The organism is Planctomycetia bacterium, from assembly GCA_015200345.1.
GTDB lineage: Bacteria > Planctomycetota > Phycisphaerae > UBA1845 > UTPLA1 > PLA3.
The window spans coordinates 722,196-743,198 of sequence record CP054187.1; the positions used below are offsets into that span (position 1 = coordinate 722,196).

Here is a 21,003-nt window from a genome sequence, read left to right on the forward strand (position 1 = left end):
TCGAGACATGAGCCATCAATCCGCGAAACTCACCGTCATCGCCCGGTTCAAAGCCCGTCCCGGGAAGGAAGCGATCGTACGGCGGGAGCTGATGGCACTCGTCGCGCCGACGCGCATCGAGCCGGGCTGCATCAACTACGATTTGCACGTCGCCGCCGATGATCCGGCGACGTTTCTCTTTCACGAAAACTGGGAAAGCGAAGCCGATCTGGAGCGGCACCTGCAATCCGCCCATGTGCAGGCGTGGCGTGAGCGCTCCGTCGAACTGCTGGCCGAACCGGGAGAAATTACCCGCTGGTGGCAGGCCGGGTAGAATGACTGCGCCGCGCGCATCCGACTCGACCAGCGCGGCTCGGAGTCAGTGTCGCGATGCTCACGTTCACCATCGCCATCGGCAGTTTCACCCTTTACCTCATCGCCTATCACACCTACGGCCGCTGGCTGTCTCGCCGATTCTTCAAACTTGATCCGAATGCTCCGGTGCCCAGCCGCGAAATGGCGGACGGGCACGATTATGTTCCCACGCGAAAAGAAGTCCTGTTCGGCCATCATTTCACGAGCATTGCCGGCACGGGGCCGATCGTGGGTCCAGCGCTGGCGGTAATCTGGGGCTGGCTGCCGGCGCTGTTGTGGGTGCTGTTTGGGAGCATCTTTCTTGGGGCCGTACACGACCTGGGCACGCTGGTCGTCTCGATCCGTAATCGCGGGCAGACCATCGGGGAAATCGCCGGTCGGCTGATTAACCCGCGCGTGAAGATTCTCTTCCTGCTGCTGCTATTCATGGCGCTGACGATCGTGCTGGCGATCTTCGGGCTGGTGATCGCCAACATCTTCGCGATGTACTCCTCGAGCGTGCTGGCGGTTTGGATTGCCATGCCGGTGGCGGTCGGTGTGGGCTGGCTGGTCTACCAGCGCGGGTGGAGACCACGTGGTCCGGCGCTGCTGTCGCTGCTCATCATGGTGGTGGCGATCATCCTCGCGGGCGAATTCGCCGCATTCGATTTCGTCATCAAGCCGATCAACGTTGCGGGCTTCACGATTTCCCCCGTCGTCACCTGGACGATGTTTCTATTTGTCTATTGCTACCTCGCCAGCGTGCTGCCGGTCTGGCTGCTGCTGCAACCGCGCGATTACATCAACAGCTACCTGCTCGTGCTGGGGCTGGTGCTGCTGGTCGGCGGCATCGGAGCGGCCACATTCCTCACCCCCGGCGGCGTGCCGATGGTCGCGCCGGCCGTCCATCTTAACGTGCCCGACGCGCCGCCGATCCTGCCGTTTCTGTTCGTCACGGTCGCCTGCGGCGCGATCAGCGGCTTCCACTGCCTCGTCAGCAGCGGCACCAGCAGCAAACAAATCGCCTGCGAAACCGACGCCCAGTTCGTCGGCTACGGCTCGATGCTGACGGAGGGATTCCTCGCGGTACTGGTGATTCTGGCGTGCTGCGCGGGGTTGGGACTAAGCGTCAATGGTGGCGAGGTCGTCGCCGAGGCGGCCTGGCAATCGCGATACGCGTCCTGGACCGTCTCCGGCGGGCTGGCCAAGACCGTCTCCGCGTTCGTCGACGGCTCGGGCAATTTCATCACCGCGATGGGCATTCCGCGGCCGGTGGCGGTGGCGTTGATGGCCGTGCTGGTGGCGTCGTTCGCGGCGACCACGCTGGACACGGCGACGCGCTTGCAGCGATACGTGATTCAGGAACTGGCCGGCACGTTCAACGTCGCTCCGCTGCAGGGAAAGCACGGCGCGACGCTTTTCGCCGTCGGCACGGCCGCGCTCCTCGCCGCGGTGCCGCCGCCGGGCGAGACGTGGGCGACGGGCATGGGCAAGGGCGGCTTGACGCTGTGGCCCGTATTCGGCGCGGTGAATCAACTGCTGGCCGGGCTGGCGTTCATGGTGGTGGCGTTTTATCTGGCGCGGCGGAAGATGCCGACGTGGTTCATCACCGTCCCGGCCGTGGTGATGCTCGTCGTGCCCTTCTCGGCGACGATGTATCAATTGCTCAACCGCGTCGACGGCTGGTGGCCGAAGGGGCAGTATCACCTTGTCGCGGCCGGTATTGTCATTTGTCTATTACAAACCTGGATGGTGGCGGAGGGGCTGCGGCTCTGGCCAAAGGTGCGCGGCGTGTTGGAGCATCCGCTGCCGCCGATTCCGCGCAGGTTCCCGGTCACGCCGGAGGTAGAAGGGGCGTGAGTCGGCGATCAGCCCGGTTCAAGGAAGAACTGCAACTGCGCATGGCCGTCGATCTCGAAGTATTCGACCTGGATTTGATGCAGCGCGCCGGGTGAGTCAAACTCGGCCGTGTCTTCCGTCGGCACGTGCCAGGTCCAGTTGTCGATGACGCGGCGGTCGTCCACGTAAACGCGTACGCCGTCGTCGCTGATGGTGCGAAGCCGCCATTTGCCCGCGGGCAGATTCATGTGTGTCCGCGCGACCACGGCGAAGCGGTCACGGACGGTGCGCGGCTCGGATTGCGATCGCGCGGCGTCCTGTGCATCGCCTTTCGCGGCGCTGGCATTTTCGTCGGCTTCATCGATTGCCGCCGGCCCGCCGCCGCCCCAGGTGTAATCCAGCGACGGGTCATGATCGACGCGGAACGCCTCGCCGGCGATGATCTTTTTCCAATTGTCGTCGCCTTTGCGCGGGTCGGTCTCATCGGTCCATTCGTAGAATCGCGTCGTCCACGTGGCGAAGAGCAAGGTGCCGGAGAGCGGCAGCTTCACATCGCCGACGCGGACCTGCGTTGCGAAGTTCGCAGCGCGCGACGGGCCGGTGTTCGGCGGCGGCGGCGTGCTGATCACGATCGTGCCGGGTGTGCGGCCGCGCGGCGGCGTGACTTGCAGACTCGAATCGGACAGCGGCTCGATTTCAAACGTCGTCCCCGGCGGGCCGAGGACTTTCGCCGTCAGCGGCGACCAGCCGATGACGCGATCCGGCCAGACGAGCGGGCGAGAAAAATCGTACGGCCCCCAATTGGTGATGACGACATGCTCTTTGCCTTCGCAGATACCGGGCAGCGGCTTGAGCGGCTCAACGCCCATGCGATCGGGTATGTCGAACGCGACGACCGGCAGCTTCATGCCCTGCGCGAAATCCCAAAGCGCGCTGGATTGGGCAGCCATGGCGGCCAACCCGCAATCTTCGCTACGGATTCTTGTCGCAATCGCCAGCGCGAAATGCCGATCCTCGTCCGTCGCTGGCGCATTGACGTCGCTTCCTTCGATGTCCTGATCTTTCGCGCAGGCGTTAAACGTATTGTTCAGCAAGCGAACCCGGCGGGACTCGCGGGCGTAGACCGCCGTCCGACAATTGATGAAACGGTTGGAGACGAGCGATTCATCCGCCGACTCGCCGCCCTGCTCACGGCAGTAAGGCGAGGCGAGCAGGTCCTTATCGTCGTCCCACCAGAGCCAGACGCCGCGTTTGCATGCGTCAAACAGGTTCTCGATGATACGATTGCCACGGCCATGTTCGATGGAGATGCCGTTGTTGCACTCGCGCATCTCGTTGCCTGCGATGAGGGAATTGGTCGAATAGCCGCCCCAGATGCCGTGGTCGCAGTGGTTGAGCTTGTTGACCAGGAAGATGTTGCGATCGGAGAAGGTGGCTTCGATGCCGTTGGCGACGGCGTGGGAGAAATCGTTCATGTAGACGAGATTGCGGTTGCAGCCGCCGCGGCCGGTGCGCTGGGTGGTTTCGTGGCCGGCGTAGAGGAAGAATCCGTCGCCGCCGTGGGTGGCGGAGTTGTAGGCGAACACGTTGTCAGAGCATTGCTCGTACACAAGGATTCCGGTGGAATCCTGCCCGCGGGCGTAGACGCCGTGCGAGTAGCCGCGGATGCAGTAGTCAAAGCGGTTGGAGATGACCTTGCAGAAGCTGGACCGCCACAGGGCCAGGCCCCAGCCGGACATGAACGACATGTCGTTGCCGACGGCGGTCACACGATCGGATGAAACAATACAAATGCCGTTTTGTCCGTTGCGGGCGCGGCAGTTTCGAATTGTGGCGCCGGGGCAGCGGAGCAGATACATGCCCGCGCCGAAGCGAAGCCACTGGTTGTCATCGTTCTCGTGACCGAAGATCCAGTCGTCGATGTGCTCGCGCTGGGGGTTGCTCTTGAGCCGCTGGCGATAGTTGCCGGAGACGTCGCAGTTCTCGATTGTCAGGCCCGGTGCGTCTTCGGCGTAGATGGCGACCTTGAAGCCGCGCACGACGGCGTTGCGAATCGTCACGTTTTTCGCGCCGCGGACGACGATGCCGCGGCCGACGAACGAATCGGCCTGTTCGGGGTCGGGATTGCCCAGCAGCGTCGCGCCGCGCAGATCGAGCGTCTGCCCGTCGCGCGTGATGACGATTTCACCAGCATCGGTGGGCGCGGTTGCTTGAATCACGCGACCGGCTTGAGAGCAGCCGGCGATCAAGAGGATCGAACCGATTGACAGGGAGGCTACAACAGATCGCAAAAAGCTGATCGGCGGCGTGCGTTTCATGTCAGCAACCTCGGAATCGTGAAAATGACGGATCAACTGGCGAGCATGGCCGTCAAAGGCCGCGGCCATGCCACCCGTCACGGCCATGCCATCCTTACATCGTTCCTTGGCGAATATGCTTCATGGCGCTGAACGTCACTTGGCGGCGACTTTCACCATGCGTCGCGCGCCAGTATAGTCCCCTGCCGAGATGGAAACACAATCCTCCAAGCCACGGGTGTTATGCGTCATCGGGACGCGGCCCGAAGCCGTGAAGCTGATCCCCGTCGTGCAGGCGCTGCGTGCCGACGGCTGGGCCGATGTGCGCGTGATCGCGACGGCGCAGCACCGGGACCTGCTGGACCAGATTTTCAATTTCTTTGAGATCACGCCCGACGATGATTTGAACCTGATGCTGCCGAACCAGAGCCTGGCGGATTTGACCAGTCGAATGATCGTGTCGCTGGATGGGGTGCTGGCGCGCGAGATGCCGGACATCGTGCTGGCGCAGGGGGACACGACGACGGTGATGGTGACGGCGCTGTGCTGCTGTTACCGGCGGATTCCGTTCGGACACGTCGAGGCGGGTCTGCGAACCGGCGAGAAGTATTCGCCGTTCCCGGAGGAGATCAACCGCGTGCTGGCCAGCCATCTGGGTGACTTGCACTTCGCTCCGACCGAGAACGGGCGGCAGAATCTGTTGCGCGAAGGCATCCCGCCGGAGCGGATTCATGTCACCGGCAACACCGTGATCGACGCGCTGATGTGGGCGTCGAAGCGGCCGCTGCCCGGGGGGTTCGAGCCGCCGGCCGGGCGGAGGCTGATCCTCGTGACGGCGCATCGGCGGGAGAACTTCGGCGAGCCGTTGGAAGAAATCTGTCTCGCGCTGCGCGACATCGCCGCCGCGCGCGACGTGGAGATTCTCTACCCGGTGCACCCGAATCCGAATGTCGAATCGCTGGCTAATCGGCTGCTGAAGGGGCGCGAGCGGATTCGGCTCTGCAAGCCGCTGGACTATGCCGAGTTCATCGCGGCGATGAAGGCGTCGTATCTGATTCTCTCCGACAGCGGCGGCGTGCAGGAAGAGGCGCCCTCGCTCGGCAAGCCCGTGCTCGTGCTGCGCGACTGCACCGAGCGGCCGGAAGGCGTCGCCGCGGGGACGGCGGCGCTGGTCGGACCGCACCGCGATCGAATTGTACATCGCACGCTGGACCTGCTGGACAATCCCGGTGCGTACAGCGCGATGGCGAAAGCGCGGAACCCGTACGGCGATGGCCAATCGTCGCAGCGCATTGTCGCGGCGCTGAAGCAGTTTCTAGTGTGATCGATGCGCATCCTGATGCAGAATCGGCCGGACGCATACGAGCGGCCCGGCGGCGATACGATTCAGATGGATCGCACGATTCGCGCGCTGCGCGAGGCGGGGCATGAAGTCGATCTTTCGCTCGATGCGGAACCGGAGCAGGGCGGCGAGGCGTCCACCCCGGCATCCTCCGGCAAGGAAAGCCGCGGCCCTGTGTATTACAATCTTGTCTATTTATTCAACCTGACGACGCCGGCGTGGACGGTGCGGCAAGCGCGCCATGCGCTGCGCCTGGGGACGCCCTACGTCCTGTCAAGCGTGTATTGGGATCTGGAGGCGGCGGTCCCGTGGCGAGCGTATGAGTTTCCGCGAAATGTGGCTCGCGCGGTGCTGCCGCGAGTCGCGGTGCGCGCGTTGAAGGCGCTGCGCGACGGAGGAAGCGGGGAAAAATCGCTTCAGCGTGAGATCCTCGCCGGCGCGCGGTGCGTGTTTCCCAATTCGACGGCCGAGCGGGACCACTTGCTCGAGCGGTTTCCCGGAATCCCGCGTGAAAAGTTTCTCGTGGTGCTCAACGGCGTCGATCCTCCGGCGATGCAGGCGAGCGGCGCGGGCGGGTATTACCTGTGTGCCGGAACGATCGGCCCGCGAAAGAACCAGCTCAACCTGGTTCGCGCGTTTCGCCGGCTGGATCGCGAGCGGCTGCTCATCGTCGGCAACGCGGCGCACGGCTGCGAGCGCTATCTGAAAGCCGTTGTTCGCGCCGCGCCGCCGAACGTCGAGTTTCGCAGCGCCGTGCCGCACGCAGGAATGACCGCGCTGCTGGCGGAGGCGAAGGTTCTGGTGCAGCCGTCGTACATCGAGACGCCGGGGTTGAGCGCGCTGGAGGCGGCGGCGATGGGCGTGCCGATCGTGGTGAGCAACGTGCCGCCGGTGTACGCGTACTTCGGCGATCTGGGGTTCTATTGTGATCCGGACGATCCGGATTCGATTGTAGACGCGTGCCGCGAAGCGGGCAGGGCGGGCTTGCGGGACGGCAGCGGGTTTGCCGAGCAGCACGACTGGCGTCGGGTGCTCGCGCCGATGATCAAATGTGTGGAGGCGTCAGTTCGTTCCGGTTGATTTTCCCGGCGATGCGCTCCGCAGCCTTGCCGTCGGCGAATTCTGTTTCGATGCAAAAATGCCTCTCACGCAGCGCCGCGAGGCGCAGCTCGGTGAGGATGCGCTGCGTGTGCGCGCCCGTGAGAACATTCCAACCGCACTGTACCGTTTCGACCCATTCGGTTTCGTCGCGCAGCGTGATGCACGGCACCTTGAAAAAGCATGCTTCCTTCTGGATGCCGCCGCTATCGGTGAGGACAACCCGGGCCGCGCGTTGAAGCGCGATGCAGTCAAGGTAACCGAGCGGCTCGGTGAGGAGGAGGTGTTTCGCGGCGGCGAGGCGCGGGGCGAGGCCGGCCTGATCCAGCCGCGCGCGGGTGCGCGGATGAAGCGGCAGGACAACCGGCTCGCCCTGCTCAATCAATGCATCGAAAATCGCACCGAGTCTGGCGGGGTCATCCGTGTTCGACGCCCGGTGGATCGTGCAGAACAGAAACTGTTTCGCCGTGACGCCGAAACGCGCGAGAATCGCCGGCGTGAGTCCGCCGTGATCGAGTTTCAAGGCGGCTTCCTTCGCCACGTCGAACATCACGTCGCCGACGCAATGCAGACCGAACGTGATTCCCTCGGCACGCAGATTGTTCATCGCCGCCATGGTGGGGCAGAACAGCAGCGTCGAGACGCGATCGGTCAGGATGCGATTGATTTCCTCCGGCATGGCGCGGTTGAAGCTGCGCAGGCCTGCCTCGACGTGAGCGATCGGGATGTTCAGCTTGGCGGCGGCCATCGCACCGGCCAGCGTCGAATTGGTGTCACCGAAGACAACCACAATCTCCGGCCTCACGTCGAGCATGATTTTCTCAAGCCCCGCGAGCATCCGCGCGGTCTGCTCGGCGTGCGAGGCGGAGCCGACTTCCATTTCGTGATCGGGCCGGGGGATGTCCAGCCCCTCGAAGAACACCTGCGACATCTCGTAATCGTAGTGCTGGCCGGTGTGGACGAGGATTTCGGTATGGCGAAACCGCAGGGCGCGCGAGAGCGGCGCGGCCTTGATGAACTGCGGACGCGCTCCGACGACGGTAAGAATTTTCATTTCGGCTCCACCGGCGCGAGGCGTTTCTTGACGAGGCGATAGACGCGCCGGCATTTCTTGCAAACGCGGCGCGCAGCCGCCTTCGGCAGCGACTCGCCACACTCGCAGACCCAGCCGATTTGCTTTGCGGGGACGCCGGCCACCATGGCGTAATCGGGTACGTCTTTCGTCACTACCGCGCCGGCGGCGATGAACGCGTGACGGCCGATCGTGACGGGGCAGACAAGCGTTGCGTTGGCGCCGATGCTGGCGCCGTGCCGGACGAGTGTTTTCTGATACAGGTGCGAGGCGCGCTGGGGGTACTTGCTTCGCGGGCGAACGATGTTGGTGAACACCATCGACGGGCCGCAGAAGACGTAGTCCTCCAGCTCGACGCCCTCATAGATGGAAACGTTGTTTTGTATTTTGCAGTGATCGCCGATTCGGACATTCGGCCCGACGTTGACATTCTGCCCGATGGAGACGCCGCGGCCGATGGTCGCGCCGCTTTGAACATGCGAGAAATGCCAGATTTTTGTTCCCACGCCGAGCGTAACGCCGTCGTCGATGATGCTGGAGGGATGGACGTAATACGACGCGCTCGCATCACTCGTCGCGGCCGCCTGATGAACCGCATCGGGGGCCATGATCGGGCGTGATGACGACGGAACCGGCGCGGCCTCCAGGCGCTGCGTCGCGCGTTCGAGGATATCGAGCACTTCCACGGCTGATGCGCCGTTGGCGATATCGATGGCGCTTCCGTTCGCATGGCGCGGGTCAATCTGTTCGAGAAAATATTTCAATTCGCGCGTCAGCGGCATCTCGGCGGGGTAGTCCAGCCGCTCGGCGTCGGCGTCGCGGATGCGCAATTCGCCGGCGACGCGATCAACGCCCTTCCGGAAAAAGAGCACCTCGCGGTCCGTCGCGTGATCTTCAAATGTCAACATGCCCTTGTCACCGATGACAACCAGCCGCTGCTCCTTGAACGGATGCAACCAACTGACGAAAATGTGGCCGACGATGTTGCCAGGCCAGACGAGGGTCGTCATCGTCGTGTCGTGGATGCCCGGGGTGACAAAAACGCCGCCGTGTGAATCAACCTGAAGCGGCGGCTTGCCTACAAGGTATTGAAACACCGAAATGTCGTGCGGTGCGAAGCTCCAGAGGATGTTCTCCTCGGTGCGAACCGTGCCGAGATTCAGACGGTGGCTGTAGAGGTATTGCAGGCGGCCGATCGTGCCAGCCGAAATGACCTGTTTGATTCGCTCAATGGCGGGGTGAAAGAGCAGGACGTGACCAACCATGAGCCGGACGCGGGCTTGGTCTGCGAGTCGCACGAGTTCGCGAGCTTCGTCGGCGCGGAGCGTAAGCGGTTTCTCAACGAGAAGATGTTTGCGCGCGGCGATGATCTGCCGGGCGAGGTCAAAGTGCGTCTCGGCCGGCGTGGCGACGATGAACGCGTCGAAGGGTTGTTGGAGCGCGGCGGCGAGATTGTTGAACAATTCAACGCCCGGCCACGCTTGCGCGGCCGCCTGCTGTGCGAGCGGCGACGAATCGACGATGCCGCCCAATGCGCCCAGCTCGTGCAACGTGCGAATGTGATTTCGACCCCATCGGCCCGCGCCGACGACGCATACGTTGGGCATGGTGCGCGTCCCTGTGATGCTGTATCCAAGGGTCGAATCTACGGTTGCAATGCGAACGCGTCAAAGGTCGCATGGTTGCAACCGATTGCACGCTCGGCGACGATTCTTGAATGGAAGCCATCATTCTCGCAGGCGGGATCGGCAGTCGGCTGCAATCGGTCGTGGCGGAGGTTCCCAAGCCGATGGCGGATATCGCCGGCCGGCCGTTCCTGGAGTATCAGTTGGACTATCTCGCGTGGCATGGCGTGCCGCGCGTGGTGCTGGCGGTGAGCCACCTGCACGAGAAGATCAGCAGTCACTTCGGCGCGGCGTATGGAAGAGTGGAACTGGCGTACAGCATCGAGCGCGAGCGGCTCGGCACCGGCGGCGGCGTAATGCTGGCGATGGCGCAGGTCGACGGCGACGATTTTCTCGTACTCAACGGCGATTCGTTTTTTGACGCACCGTTGGCGGAGCTATTGCAGCGGCACCACGGATGTGAATCGCCGGTGCCGCGCGATTCAAGCGCTGCAACGGATCGCAGCCACACCGCCCCCCATGATCTGACCATCGCGTTGAAGCGCGTGCCGGATTGCAGTCGATTCGGCAGCGTTGAGACGGATGCAAGCGGTCGAATCATCTGTTGGCGCGAAAAAGGAATCGCCGGCCCGGGCGCGATCAATGCGGGGGTGTACGTCGTGCGCCGGGCGTTCATGGAGAGCCTGCCGCAGGCCGGCGCGTTCAGCCTCGAGCGCGACGTGATGGAGCGGGAGTTCTCGGCGCGGCGATTCTTGGCGGTCGAGAGCGACGGCTATTTCATCGACATCGGCGTGCCGGAGGAATACGCCCGAGCGCAGACGGAGCTGCCTCGCGTCGCGGCGAAATACCGGCGGTAGTTGAAAAGCAACGGAAAAAGCCGTTACATATCGCCCCGGCGTGATGGAGCCGGGGTCGATGCGGGCCAAGTCGAGGCGTGGTGAATGCGTTACGCGACCGAGTTTGGGAAGTTCCTGTCTGACACGTGGCGCAGCCGCTGGCTGCTCTATGAACTGACCAAAAACGATTTTCGCGGGCGGTATCTGGGCAGCGCGCTGGGCATCGTCTGGGCGCTGGTGCAGCCGATCGTGACGCTGCTGATCATGTGGTTCGTGTTCGCGGTGATTTTTCCCTCGTCGACGCAAACCAACGGTCGCCCGTTCGTGCTGTGGCTCATGGCGGGAATGATCCCGTGGTATTTCATCAGCGAGAGCCTGTCGGGCGGGACGAACTCCGTTGTGGAGAAGAGTTTCCTCGTCAGCAAGGTCGCTTTCCGCGTCAGCATATTGCCTATTGTAAAAATAGCATCGGCGATGGTCATTCACCTGTTCTTCTTCGCCATCATGGTGGCTGTGCTGATCGCCTATGGGCACCCGCCGGATCGCTATTACCTCCAGATCCCCTACTTCTGGTTCGCCACCGTCATTTTTCTGCTGGGCGTGTCGTGGATCACGGCCGCCATGACCGTGTTCTTCCGCGACGTGTCCTACGCCATCAGCGTCATGCTCCAGTTTCTGTTCTGGCTGACGCCGATCTTCTGGTCACCCGAGTTGATCGTGGAACGCGGGCATCCGCGCATCCTGCTGCTGCTGAAACTCAACCCGCTGCACTATCTCGTCGAGGGTTTTCGCGGCTGCGTCATCTATGAACGCTGGTTCTGGGAGCCGTACAAGAGCATGATTTACTTCTGGATTGTGACGGCGCTGCTCTTCGTGGGCGGCGCGGTCATCTTCCGGCGATTGCGACCGCACTTTGGTGATTTGTTGTAATTGAGGAACGGCATGTACGTTTACGCGCGGGTATCGGAAATCGACCAGTGGATTCTCTCCGGCGTCTGGAAAGCCGGATGGGAGGATCAGTACGGCTGGGAGTATCCGTGGACGTACCAGAAGGTGCTGGAATACGCGACGCCGGGGGCGCGGGTGCTGGATGTCGGCGCGGGCACGGGGCAGATGGCGCAAAAGCTCTTCGACGATGGGCCGAAGCTCGAAGTGCACATGATCGACACGAAAGAGGCGTTTGAGACGTCCGGCGCGTTCAAACCGCAGCTCGTCTACCACGAGGGGCTGGTCGGCATCGGTCACGCGCTCACGCCGCAGTATTTCGACCTTGTGTACAGCGTCTCGGTGCTGGAGCACATTTATGAAGCCGGCGGCGAAGCAGGGATGATGAGCGCGCTGGAAGACATGAAGAACCTGCTGCGCCCCGGCGGCGTGATGATTCACACGATGGATCTCGTCTTGGATCCGGAGGTCTATCGGCGCTGGATGGGTTTTTCCATCGAGCGGTTCATCACTGCGACCGGCATGGAAATATTGCCGAAGTACCTCGGCCCCGCGCCGACGCGCGAGGCGATGCTGCTGGACCCGGACCTGTACGTCGTCAGCCCCGAGCGGGCGCACGCGATGCGCTGGTGCGGCCGCAACGTGGGGCTGGGTTATTTCCGCCTCACCGGGATCGGTTTCATCCTGCGCAAGCCGGAGGCGTAGAGACGCGATGACCGCTGCCATGCCCACCGCCGAAGCAGTCCCCGCACCGTCCCCCGCCGTCGAGCCGCCGGTGATCGCAGTCAATGAATTGACAAAAGTCTATAAACTGTACGACCGCCCCACCGACCGCGTGCGCGAGGCCTTGAGCTTCGTCCGGCGGAGCTACCACACGGCGTTCAAGGCGGTCGACGGCGTGACGTTCGACGTGCGACGCGGCGAAGTCGTGGCCATCTTCGGCCACAACGGCAGCGGCAAGAGCACGCTGCTGAAACTCATCTCCGGCGTGCTGACGCCGACCAGCGGCACGCTCCAGGTGCGTGGGCGCATCTCGGCCCTGCTCGAACTGGGCGCGGGCTTCAATCCCGAACTAACCGGGCTCCAGAATGTTTATCTTTACGGTTCGATGATCGGCTACTCCCGCCCGCAGATGGAAAGCCGCCTTGATCAGATTCTCTCTTTTGCCGACATTGGCGATTTCATCAACCGCCCGGTGAAACTCTATTCCAGCGGCATGTTCTGCCGTCTCGCGTTCTCGACTTACATCCACGTCGATCCCGACGTACTGCTCGTAGACGAGGTGCTGGCCGTCGGCGACATTCGCTTTCAACTCAAGTGCCGCGACAAGCTGATGCAGCTCCGCGAGAGCGGCACGACCATCCTCTACGTCTCGCATTCCAACCCCGGTTTCGGCGACTGGGCGATCATCATGGATCACGGTCGCATCGTGGAACGCGGTCCGCTGGCGAACGTCTGGGCGACTTACCATCGCCTGATGACCGACCGCGACAACGCCCCGGCGGGTTCCGGCCGATCCAACAATGCGGAGGCATCAACTTCCGGCGCGGCCGGCGTGAAGACCGCCACGGTGCGAACGGACATCGTTACGTCCGAGGGCTTTGTGCGCGACGCCGAGGAGGCGAAGCGCTCCATCGCATACAACGAATCGAAGGAGTTTCTCGATCGCGTGGATTCAATTCGCTTTGGCACCGGCGAGGCGCGATTTGTGAACACCGAATTGCTCGACGACAACGACCAGCGCGTCACAACCGGCTCATGGGGCCAGCGGCTGCGCTATCGACTGCACATCCGCGTCGACAAGGACGTGCCGTTCCTGTCGGCCGGCTTCATGATTCGCAACGCCCTGGGGCATCATCTGCTGGGCGATGAGACGTGGTCGCAGCGCGTGCCGCTCGTGGACCTGCACGCCGGGGATCGGGTCGTGCTGGAGTTCGCGTTCCACCTGAACCTGGCGGCGGGTGAATACACCATCACGCCGGGATCGAGCTATCGCAACGTGGAGATGCCCGGCGAGGTGGCGTATTACGACTGGATCGATCACTGCGACACGATCGCGGTGACGCGGCATGGCCGACCGTTCCACGCGTGGTATTATGTTCCGACGCAGATCACCGGGCGGATCGACCGCGCGAGCGGCATCGCCCCGGAAAATGTGCAGGCGTCGGTTGAGAAATATGTGGCAATCTCGAAGTATTAACGGAGTGAGCTGGAGTTTCGCGGCGTGCGGCTTGAGCCACGGCAGCACAACATGGACGACTTGATTTCAAAACTAATCGCCGAACATCGCGCCGCCCTGGACCGCATGGACGCCGCGCGGCGGGGCGAGCTGCGCGACGCGGCGAAGCTGCTCATCGACTGCTTCAAGGCCGGCGGTGCAGTCTACATCTGCGGCAACGGTGGTTCGGCGGCCGACGCGCAGCACATCGCCGGGGAACTGACCGGCCGATACCTTCGAGAGCGCAAAGCCCTGAACTGCATCGCCCTGACGGTGAACACGAGCAATCTCACGGCCATCGGGAACGATTACGACTTCGAGCGCGTGTTCGCGCGGCAGGTTGAGGCGCACGGCCGCCGCGGCGACGTGCTCTGGGCAATCAGCACGAGCGGCCAAAGCGCGAACGTGCTGCGTGCGATTGAAGCGGCAAAGACGCAGGGCATGAACGTGCTGGGGTTCGCCGGCGCGTCCGGCGGATCGATGGCCGCGCTTTGCGACGTCTGTTATCGCGCGCCGTGCGAAACGACCTACGGGATCCAGCAGTTGCACGAGTTGGGCTATCACATCGTGTGCGATCTGGTCGAGCGTGCAATCGCGGATGGTAAGTAACCATGCCGGCCCGCGCCGTATTTCTCGATCGTGACAAGACGCTCATTGACGATCCGGGCTACCTCGATCATCCCGACGGCGTGCGATTGCTGCCCGGCGTCGCCGAAGGCCTGCGCCGATTGAAGGAGGCCGGCTATCGGCTCGTGGTCGTGACGAATCAGTCCGCGATCGCGCGCGGGAAAGTCACGATCGACCGGCTGGAGACCATTCATGCGGAGCTTCGGCGGCAGCTCACCGCCGCCGGCGTCGAACTCGACGCAATCTACTACTGCCCGTATCACCCCGACGGAACCGTGCCGCCCTATAACCGCGAGCACGAGGAGCGCAAACCCGCGCCGGGAATGCTGCTGCGCGCCGCACGAGAAATGGACCTCAACCTTTCCAAGTCCTGGATGGTGGGCGATCGGCTACGCGACATTCAGGCCGGCCGCCGCGCGGGGTGCAAGACGGTGCTCGTGCGCTCGGATTCGACCGAGCCGGCCAAGGAATTTGTCGGCGACGCGGAGCCCAATTTCGAGACTGACGGCCTGCTCGCCGCCGCGGAGATGATTCTGCACACATAGTCGCCCCCTTGTCCGAGCCGGGCCACTTATGGCCCGGAATCACCGCCGCATCCCCGCGGCGCCCGCGATGGCCAGGGCAGCGAATTGCAGGCAGGTGGCAAACGGTTAGAATACCGCCCTGAAGCGGTCGGTCGCCTTCACGGACGATGGCAGCCGGACCGCGTGCAGGCAGGCCTCGCGTGCATGGCGCGGCGCGCGCGGCGGAAGAATTCATGGAAGCATCCCAAGCGGTTATTCCCAACGAAATCGAACGCGGCCGATCCGGCCCGCCCGTCCTGTCGATCATCATCCCCGTGTTCAACGAGGTGAATACGGTCCGGCAGGTGATCGAGAAGGTGCGCGCGGTGCCCTTTCCCGATCCATTCGAGATTCTCGTCGTGAACGACGGCTCAACCGACGGCAGCGAGCAGGTGCTGCGTGAACTGCCGGCGTGGGAAGACGTGCGCGTGCTGCACCACGCGCGCAACGCAGGTAAGGGCGCGGCGGTGCAGACCGCCCTGCGCGAGATTCGCGGGCAGTACGTGGTCATTCAGGACGCCGACCTGGAGCTGAACCCGCACGATATGCTGCCGCTGTACGAGAAAGTGCGCGGCGGCGCGCCCGTCTGTTACGGCTCCCGCTTTATGGGGGACAATCGCCGTCTGCACGGTCGCTCGACTTACTGGGCCAATCGCATGTTGAACATGACCTGCAACCTGGTCAACGGCATTCGCCTGACGGACATGAACACGTGCTACAAGATGATGCGGGCCGATGTGGCGCGGCGGTTGCATCTCCAGAGCCGCGGCTTCGCGATGGAGCCGGAGATCACCACCAAGCTCGCGCGGCTCAAAGTTCCGATCGAAGAGCTGCCCATCAGCTACATCCCGCGTGAAAAATCCGAAGGCAAGAAGATTCGCGCGATGGACTTCTTCCGCTATCTCCGCGCGATGGGTCGATACCGGTTCTCCAGCTTTGACACGGGATCGGCCGATGTCCAGCCGCCCGCACAAGGCTCCTCTTCTCACCCAGCATGACCCAATACCTGACAAGCTTTCTGGGGTTCTGCTCGCTTGTTCAATTGTGTGTCCTGCCAGGCTACCTGGTTTGTCGCATCCTCCAACTGCGCGGCCGGCTCGAAACGCTGCTTTTCAGCTTTGCGCTTAGCCTGCTCATTAATCATGCGCTGGTGGTCGGGCTGGTGGTCGCCGGCGCGTATCGCCCGAGCGTTCTGTACGGCATTCTCGTGGGTGAGTTGACGCTCCTTGCGGCACTGGTCATTGCGCAGCGACGAGCGACGCCAAACGCCGATTCGTGTTCGTCCGATTCGCAACGGCCGGCGTTCGACTCGCCGCCGTTCTCGTTCTTCAAGCACACAGCCTGGATCACTATCGCCGTCTATATCTGGCTGGCCTGGCAGAACGTCGGCACGGTGTTCATGACCTGGGACGCGGTTGGCTCTTGGAACCCCTGGGGCGTCTGGTGGGCCAAGGGCAGCATCCCGCGCATCTGGGGCACGTATCCGCAACTCATCCCGACGAGTTATTCACTCACCTACGTGTTCATGGGCAACACCCAGGTGCAATTCTTCGCCAAGGGAATGCTCGGTCTGTTCCCGCTTGGCACGCTGCTGGCCATTTATGAACTGGGGCGGCGGCAACGCAGCGCCGGCATCCTGGCCGGCGTGACGCTTGCGGGCGTGCTGATGTACTTCGTCAACGTCGCCAAGCTGGAGAACATGATGTTCTCCGGCTATGCCGACGTGCCGGTGTCGTTCTTCGTGACGATGGCGTTTTATTGCGTGATCCGCGCGGGCGAAGAAGCCCAGCGCGAACGCTGCATCGGGCGCGGCGCGATGCAACTGATCTGGCTCGGCGCGATGATGTGCGTCGCGGCGTGTGTGACCAAGCAAACCGGCATGTACATGGCCGCCGTGTACCCGGTGCTGCTCTGGGGGCTGGTCCTTCGACCCGCGGGCGTGTCGATTCCGGAATCCGTCCGGCGGCTGTCAACGGCGTGCATGGTGATGGTCGCGCTCGCGGCACCGTGGTACGTGTATCAACGCCACATGATCGCCACTGGTCAGGCCCAGGACAACTGGGATGAGCTATTCACGAACCTGCACAAAGACCCGACGTATGCCGGCCGATTGCGGCACGGCATTCGCATGCTTCGCGGCGCGTTGCCATTCAACGACGCGCTCGGATGCCTCGCGGTGTTGCACGTCATTTCCATCATTCGCCGGAACACGCGATGGTTGTATCTGCTCGTCATCGCGCCGCTGACGGTGATTTGGGCCGTTGGATTCAGCTATAGCCTGCGAAATCTCGTGCTCGTGGTGCCGCTGATGGGGCTGTCAGCGGGTGTGGGGTTGGTGGAATTGCTCGGCGCGGCGGGGTGGTTGGCGGCGCGGCTGGCGGGTGCGGAACTGAATTGGGGCGGGGGTACCGTCATTCCGCTAAACGGCAAGCCGATTCCGATGGCTGCGGATTCGGGACCTGCGTGGGCGCGAGCGGGTGTGAAAATCGCGCTGTTGGTGATCGTCGTGGCAAGTTTCTCGCTACCGCGCGATAGGCTCCTGGAACGTCAGACAACGCTTCAACGGGAAGTCGGCGATCCATCGCTAAACAAGGTCCTTTACGAGTATCACGAGACTCGGCCGCTGCGAGGGCTGATCTCCACGCACTACGCCGCGTTGAACTATCTGCCGGGCTTTGAAAGCCGCGCGATCGGCCTCCCGATGGGCAGCTTCGAGACGTACGAAAAGCACCGGACCCGGCAGGACGTACATTACATCCTGATTCCTTCGTGGCTCGACCCGTCCTACAACCCGAAGATCGTCGAGGACGTTCGTCGCCGGATTGAGTCGAAAGAGTACAAGTGTATTTATGACAAGAACGCCTGGCTGTACGTCCGCAAGATGACGCCGACCGACTGGGAACTGGACGACGCGCTCACCCAGGCCGAGGCGCACGTCGCGGCCGAGCGGTTCGATGAGGTCGTCAGCGCCCTGTCCGGCAAGCCCCTGGCGGAGGCGGAATCCCCCGGCCGAGCCTACTACCTGCTCGCCTACGGCATGCACCACGGCTGGGATCGGTCGCGCGCCGGGCGCGAGCCGCCGACTGCCGCAGTGGATTACTACGCGCGCGCCATCGAACTGGGGATGCATGAGTTCTGGCCTCGGTATCAGCGCGGATTGCTGCTCGCGATGCTGGGTCGGCGTGAGGAAGCGATCCGTGACTTGGCTCGAGCCGTGGAGATCAATCCCCATCATGAGGGCGCGCGCGGCGCGCTGGCCGAGGTGCAGGCAGCGACCAGCAGAAAAGGAGTCTGACGCCATGGGCCGGTCTACCGACAGCCCGCACGGCGTTACGAATTCGATTGCGTCCCATTCCGCAGTCCCTCAACGGCGCGTGTCGCTCTTCGTCCCGTGCTACGTCGATCAGTTGTTCCCGCGCGTCGCGCAATCGACCGTCCTGCTGCTGGAGCGCCTCGGCGTCGCGTGCGAATACGACGAGCGGCAGACCTGCTGCGGCCAGCCCGCTTTCAACAGCGGCTACGCCGACGCTGCGCGGCGCGTGGCGGAGCATTTCGTCAGCATTTTTTCCGGCTGTGAGACAATCGTCGCGCCGGGCGGATCATGCGTGAGCATGGTTCGCAACCACTTCGCGCACGTTCTGGGGCGCGAAGAGCCGGTCACCCTGCGCGTGCGCGAGCTGTGCGAGTATCTTGTCAACGAGCTGGGTGCCCCGGATGTCGGCGCGAGCCTGCCTGGACGCGCGGCGCTGCACATGCCCTGCCACATGCTGCGCGATCTGGACGGCGCCAGCCCCGTGCGCGAAATTTTGTCCCGCGTGCGTGGATTGGAGATCGTCGATCTCCCGTGCGATACCTGGTGCTGCGGCTTCGGCGGAACGTTCAGCGTGAAGTACCCGGAGCTGTCGACGGCCATGTCCGAAACAAAACTACAACAGATGCGCGACGCCGGCGTGGATTACCTGATCTCCCCGGAATCGAGCTGCCTGATGCAGTTGGCAGGGGTGTTGCAGCGGTCGCAGGATCCAGCGCATCCGAGAGTTTCCCAGCGGGCCATCCGGCCGCTGCATGTGGCGGAAGTGCTGGCGGGTACGATCTCATGAATCACGCCGGTTTCGAAGCCACAAGCCGTGAGAAAGCCGCCGACCGCCGCCTGGCGATGCAGTTGCACGTCTCGACGGGCAATTCGCTGGCGAAGACGGCGGCGCTCATCGAGCAAACGCCGAATTGGCAGGCGTTACGCGCCCATGCGCGGCAGATCAAACTCCACACCCTTTCGCACCTGGATGAGTACGTGCAGCGGTTCGCGGCCGCCGCCGAGCGAAACGGCGCGACGGTGTCGTGGGCGGCGTCCGGCGACGACGCGTGCGCTCAAACGCTGGCGATTGCACGGCAGCACGGTGTGCAGCGCATCACCAAGGCCAAGTCGATGACCAGCGAGGAGATTGGTCTGAACGAAGCGCTGGAGACGGGCGGGCTGGAACCGATCGAGACGGACTTCGGTGAGATGATCTGCCAGCTTGCCCACGTCGCACCGAGCCATGTAACCGCGCCGATCATCGAATGGTCCATCGAAGAAGTCGCGCGGTTGCTGGCGCGCGTGGGTTATGTCGACGCGATTCCCCCCGAATTGCAGCCGAGCGGCGGCGCTCCTGATCGATCGGCGCGGTTGTCGGCGGCTGCGCGCCTTGTCGCCGCAGCGCGCGTTCGCCTGCGCGAGAAGTTCATGACCGCCGGCATGGGCATCAGCGGCGCGAACTTCGCCGTGGCCGATGCCGGCGCGCTCGTGCTCGTGGAGAACGAAGCCAACATTCGCCTGACGACGACGCTGCCGGGCGTTCACGTGGCCGTCGTCGGAATCGACAAGCTGATCCCGCGCATGCGCGACCTCGGCACGTTTCTGACGCTGCTGCCGATCGCCGCGACGGGTCAACGACAAACGTCTTATGTGACCCTCTTGCGCCGGCCGCTGGGCCGCCTGCACATCATTCTGCTCGACAACGGCCGCCTGAACGTGCTGGCCGATGCGCAGCACGTTGACCTGCTCTCGTGCATCCGATGCGGCGCGTGCATGAACGCCTGCCCGGTGTATCGCCACGTGTCGGGCCACGGGTACGAGGCGGTCTATCCCGGACCGATTGGCGCGGTCTTGATGCCGCACCTGCAACCGCGCGGCGCGTACGACGAGTTGCCCTTCGCCAGCAGCCTGTGTGGCGCCTGCACCGAAATCTGCCCCGTGGCGATTCCGCTGCACGAGCGACTGCTCGAATGGCGCGAGCGGGTCGTCGGCCGCGGCGAGCGATCGCGACTGGAGGCCGCCGCCTTCGCCGGTTGGACGTGGCTGATGACCCATCCGATGGTCTATCGCGCGGGGCGCCCTCCGGCAGCGTGGATGAACGCGATGGCTGGCTGGTTTGCCCCGGTGAGGCAGTGGGAGCAGTCGCGCGATTTGCCGCGCATCGCGGACGAGTCCTTCGCGCAATGGTGGAGGAAGCACCGTGAAGCCTGACGGTGGATTGCGTACGGCGGTAAATCAAATCGCGCGGATCACGGCGCGCATGGCGCGCGTGCCGCACCCCGGCGACGGCCCGCACAGAGATGTTGCGAGTGCGCCGGCAGAACTGGCGGCGCGATTCGCCGAGCGACTCGATTTCCTGCGCGCGCCCGGCGATGACGAACCCTCGGTCATCCGCGTCGCAACAACGCAGGACGCCATCGCATCCCTGGCTCGGTTGTGCGAACCGTTGCCGCGCCAAGAGATTCGACTGCCGGAGGATGCGGATGCTTCGCCGCGCGACTGGAAACTGGGAATCACGCCTGCGTGGGCGCTGGTCGCCGACACCGGATCAGTCGTGGTGGAGATTCCAAATGCAGCCGCCGCCTTCGCGTCGCTACTGGTGGAGCAGCACTGTGTTGTGGCCGGCGTCGATCAACTGGTTCCCGATCTCGCGGAGTTGTACCGGAGGCTGGACCCGACGACCACTGACGTGCCGGCACGGAATCTCGTGTGCATCACTGGTTGCAGCCGCACCGCGGACATCGAAAAGCTATTGGTCGTACCGGCGCACGGCCCGCGGCAGGTGCGCGTGGTGCTGTGCGATGAACCGGTAAACTGGCCAATCCTCCGCAATGCGATTGCCCCGTAAGAGCCGATGGCGCGCGTCTCGGACCCGCTGTAGCGGACAATAGCCGGACCGATGGTCATCGCGTA

At 63.6% G+C, this 21,003-nt stretch carries 18 protein-coding genes; 15 read left to right on the plus strand and 3 right to left on the minus strand.

From position 1 onward, the window contains the following. Positions 1-7: 7 nt before the first annotated feature. Positions 8-313, plus strand: a complete 306-nt coding sequence (locus HRU71_03190; GenBank protein ID QOJ02549.1) for an antibiotic biosynthesis monooxygenase — start codon at positions 8-10, stop codon at positions 311-313. Between the two features lie 56 nt (positions 314-369). Continuing rightward, the gene (locus HRU71_03195) at positions 370-2,193 is read left to right on the plus strand and encodes a carbon starvation protein A (protein ID QOJ02550.1); all 1,824 of its coding nucleotides are present in this window, start codon (positions 370-372) and stop codon (positions 2,191-2,193) included. Between the two features lie 8 nt (positions 2,194-2,201). On the opposite strand, the gene HRU71_03200 is transcribed toward HRU71_03195, so the two are convergent. Next, positions 2,202-4,577, minus strand: coding sequence for a right-handed parallel beta-helix repeat-containing protein (locus HRU71_03200; protein ID QOJ02551.1), 2,376 nt, complete (start codon positions 4,575-4,577; stop codon positions 2,202-2,204). Positions 4,578-4,680: 103 nt separating this feature from the next. Here HRU71_03200 and wecB (HRU71_03205) point away from each other — a divergent pair, with 103 nt between their 5' ends. Beyond that, on the plus strand, positions 4,681-5,793 hold the full coding sequence (gene wecB, locus HRU71_03205) for a UDP-N-acetylglucosamine 2-epimerase (non-hydrolyzing) (protein QOJ02552.1): 1,113 nt from the start codon (positions 4,681-4,683) through the stop codon (positions 5,791-5,793). Between the two features lie 15 nt (positions 5,794-5,808). Further along, positions 5,809-6,891: a glycosyltransferase family 4 protein gene (locus HRU71_03210; GenBank protein ID QOJ02553.1), complete on the plus strand. Its 1,083-nt coding sequence runs from the start codon at positions 5,809-5,811 to the stop codon at positions 6,889-6,891. Here HRU71_03210 and wecB (HRU71_03215) read toward each other — a convergent pair. Then, the gene (wecB, locus tag HRU71_03215; GenBank protein ID QOJ02554.1) at positions 6,857-7,963 is read right to left on the minus strand and encodes a UDP-N-acetylglucosamine 2-epimerase (non-hydrolyzing); all 1,107 of its coding nucleotides are present in this window, start codon (positions 7,961-7,963) and stop codon (positions 6,857-6,859) included. The genes HRU71_03210 and wecB (HRU71_03215) overlap by 35 nt on opposite strands. After that, positions 7,960-9,588, minus strand: coding sequence for a Gfo/Idh/MocA family oxidoreductase (locus HRU71_03220; GenBank protein QOJ02555.1), 1,629 nt, complete (start codon positions 9,586-9,588; stop codon positions 7,960-7,962). The genes wecB (HRU71_03215) and HRU71_03220 overlap by 4 nt, the downstream gene beginning before the upstream one ends. Before the next feature lie 110 nt (positions 9,589-9,698). On the opposite strand from HRU71_03220, the gene HRU71_03225 reads away from it, so the two are divergent. The 11 genes from HRU71_03225 to HRU71_03275 all read left to right on the plus strand — a co-directional run bounded on the left by HRU71_03225 (position 9,699) and on the right by HRU71_03275 (position 20,938). Beyond that, positions 9,699-10,463, plus strand: coding sequence for an NTP transferase domain-containing protein (locus tag HRU71_03225; GenBank protein QOJ02556.1), 765 nt, complete (start codon positions 9,699-9,701; stop codon positions 10,461-10,463). Positions 10,464-10,547: 84 nt separating this feature from the next. Next, a complete protein-coding gene (locus HRU71_03230) occupies positions 10,548-11,372 on the plus strand; it encodes an ABC transporter permease (GenBank protein QOJ02557.1) in 825 nt (274 codons plus the stop codon). A gap of 12 nt (positions 11,373-11,384) precedes the next feature. Continuing rightward, a complete protein-coding gene (locus HRU71_03235) occupies positions 11,385-12,092 on the plus strand; it encodes a methyltransferase (protein ID QOJ02558.1) in 708 nt (235 codons plus the stop codon). Between the two features lie 7 nt (positions 12,093-12,099). Continuing rightward, positions 12,100-13,587, plus strand: coding sequence for an ABC transporter ATP-binding protein (locus tag HRU71_03240; GenBank protein QOJ02559.1), 1,488 nt, complete (start codon positions 12,100-12,102; stop codon positions 13,585-13,587). A 51-nt stretch (positions 13,588-13,638) separates the two neighbouring features. Continuing rightward, the gene (locus tag HRU71_03245) at positions 13,639-14,214 is read left to right on the plus strand and encodes an SIS domain-containing protein (GenBank protein ID QOJ02560.1); all 576 of its coding nucleotides are present in this window, start codon (positions 13,639-13,641) and stop codon (positions 14,212-14,214) included. 2 nt (positions 14,215-14,216) lie between these two features. After that, a complete protein-coding gene (locus tag HRU71_03250; protein QOJ02561.1) occupies positions 14,217-14,777 on the plus strand; it encodes an HAD family hydrolase in 561 nt (186 codons plus the stop codon). Positions 14,778-14,989: 212 nt separating this feature from the next. Beyond that, complete coding sequence (locus HRU71_03255; protein ID QOJ02562.1) at positions 14,990-15,793, plus strand: glycosyltransferase family 2 protein; 804 nt, start codon at positions 14,990-14,992, stop codon at positions 15,791-15,793. Beyond that, positions 15,790-18,090, plus strand: a complete 2,301-nt coding sequence (locus HRU71_03260) for a hypothetical protein (GenBank protein QOJ02563.1) — start codon at positions 15,790-15,792, stop codon at positions 18,088-18,090. The genes HRU71_03255 and HRU71_03260 overlap by 4 nt, the downstream gene beginning before the upstream one ends. Before the next feature lie 4 nt (positions 18,091-18,094). Next, positions 18,095-18,895, plus strand: a complete 801-nt coding sequence (locus HRU71_03265; GenBank protein QOJ02564.1) for a (Fe-S)-binding protein — start codon at positions 18,095-18,097, stop codon at positions 18,893-18,895. Then, on the plus strand, positions 18,892-20,301 hold the full coding sequence (locus tag HRU71_03270; protein ID QOJ02565.1) for a lactate utilization protein: 1,410 nt from the start codon (positions 18,892-18,894) through the stop codon (positions 20,299-20,301). Before HRU71_03265 ends, HRU71_03270 begins: the two co-directional genes overlap by 4 nt. Next, complete coding sequence (locus HRU71_03275) at positions 20,291-20,938, plus strand: LUD domain-containing protein (protein QOJ02566.1); 648 nt, start codon at positions 20,291-20,293, stop codon at positions 20,936-20,938. The genes HRU71_03270 and HRU71_03275 overlap by 11 nt, the downstream gene beginning before the upstream one ends. Positions 20,939-21,003: the final 65 nt, after the last annotated feature.

What these genes read in the sequence shown, in the direction of transcription:
- HRU71_03190 (QOJ02549.1), top strand. Translation starts at nt 8, where the DNA reads ATGAGCCATCAATCCGCGAAACTCACCGTCATCGCCCGGTTCAAAGCC.
- HRU71_03265 (QOJ02564.1), top strand. Translation starts at nt 18,095, where the DNA reads ATGGGCCGGTCTACCGACAGCCCGCACGGCGTTACGAATTCGATTGCG.
- HRU71_03270 (QOJ02565.1), top strand. Translation starts at nt 18,892, where the DNA reads ATGAATCACGCCGGTTTCGAAGCCACAAGCCGTGAGAAAGCCGCCGAC.
- HRU71_03210 (QOJ02553.1), top strand. Translation starts at nt 5,809, where the DNA reads ATGCAGAATCGGCCGGACGCATACGAGCGGCCCGGCGGCGATACGATT.
- HRU71_03200 (QOJ02551.1), bottom strand. Translation starts at nt 4,577, where the DNA reads ATGGCCGTGACGGGTGGCATGGCCGCGGCCTTTGACGGCCATGCTCGC.
- HRU71_03255 (QOJ02562.1), top strand. Translation starts at nt 14,990, where the DNA reads ATGGAAGCATCCCAAGCGGTTATTCCCAACGAAATCGAACGCGGCCGA.
- wecB (QOJ02552.1), top strand. Translation starts at nt 4,681, where the DNA reads ATGGAAACACAATCCTCCAAGCCACGGGTGTTATGCGTCATCGGGACG.
- HRU71_03240 (QOJ02559.1), top strand. Translation starts at nt 12,100, where the DNA reads ATGACCGCTGCCATGCCCACCGCCGAAGCAGTCCCCGCACCGTCCCCC.
- HRU71_03195 (QOJ02550.1), top strand. Translation starts at nt 370, where the DNA reads ATGCTCACGTTCACCATCGCCATCGGCAGTTTCACCCTTTACCTCATC.
- HRU71_03250 (QOJ02561.1), top strand. Translation starts at nt 14,217, where the DNA reads ATGCCGGCCCGCGCCGTATTTCTCGATCGTGACAAGACGCTCATTGAC.
- HRU71_03245 (QOJ02560.1), top strand. Translation starts at nt 13,639, where the DNA reads ATGGACGACTTGATTTCAAAACTAATCGCCGAACATCGCGCCGCCCTG.
- HRU71_03230 (QOJ02557.1), top strand. Translation starts at nt 10,548, where the DNA reads ATGCGTTACGCGACCGAGTTTGGGAAGTTCCTGTCTGACACGTGGCGC.
- HRU71_03260 (QOJ02563.1), top strand. Translation starts at nt 15,790, where the DNA reads ATGACCCAATACCTGACAAGCTTTCTGGGGTTCTGCTCGCTTGTTCAA.
- HRU71_03235 (QOJ02558.1), top strand. Translation starts at nt 11,385, where the DNA reads ATGTACGTTTACGCGCGGGTATCGGAAATCGACCAGTGGATTCTCTCC.
- wecB (QOJ02554.1), bottom strand. Translation starts at nt 7,963, where the DNA reads ATGAAAATTCTTACCGTCGTCGGAGCGCGTCCGCAGTTCATCAAGGCC.
- HRU71_03220 (QOJ02555.1), bottom strand. Translation starts at nt 9,588, where the DNA reads ATGCCCAACGTATGCGTCGTCGGCGCGGGCCGATGGGGTCGAAATCAC.
- HRU71_03225 (QOJ02556.1), top strand. Translation starts at nt 9,699, where the DNA reads ATGGAAGCCATCATTCTCGCAGGCGGGATCGGCAGTCGGCTGCAATCG.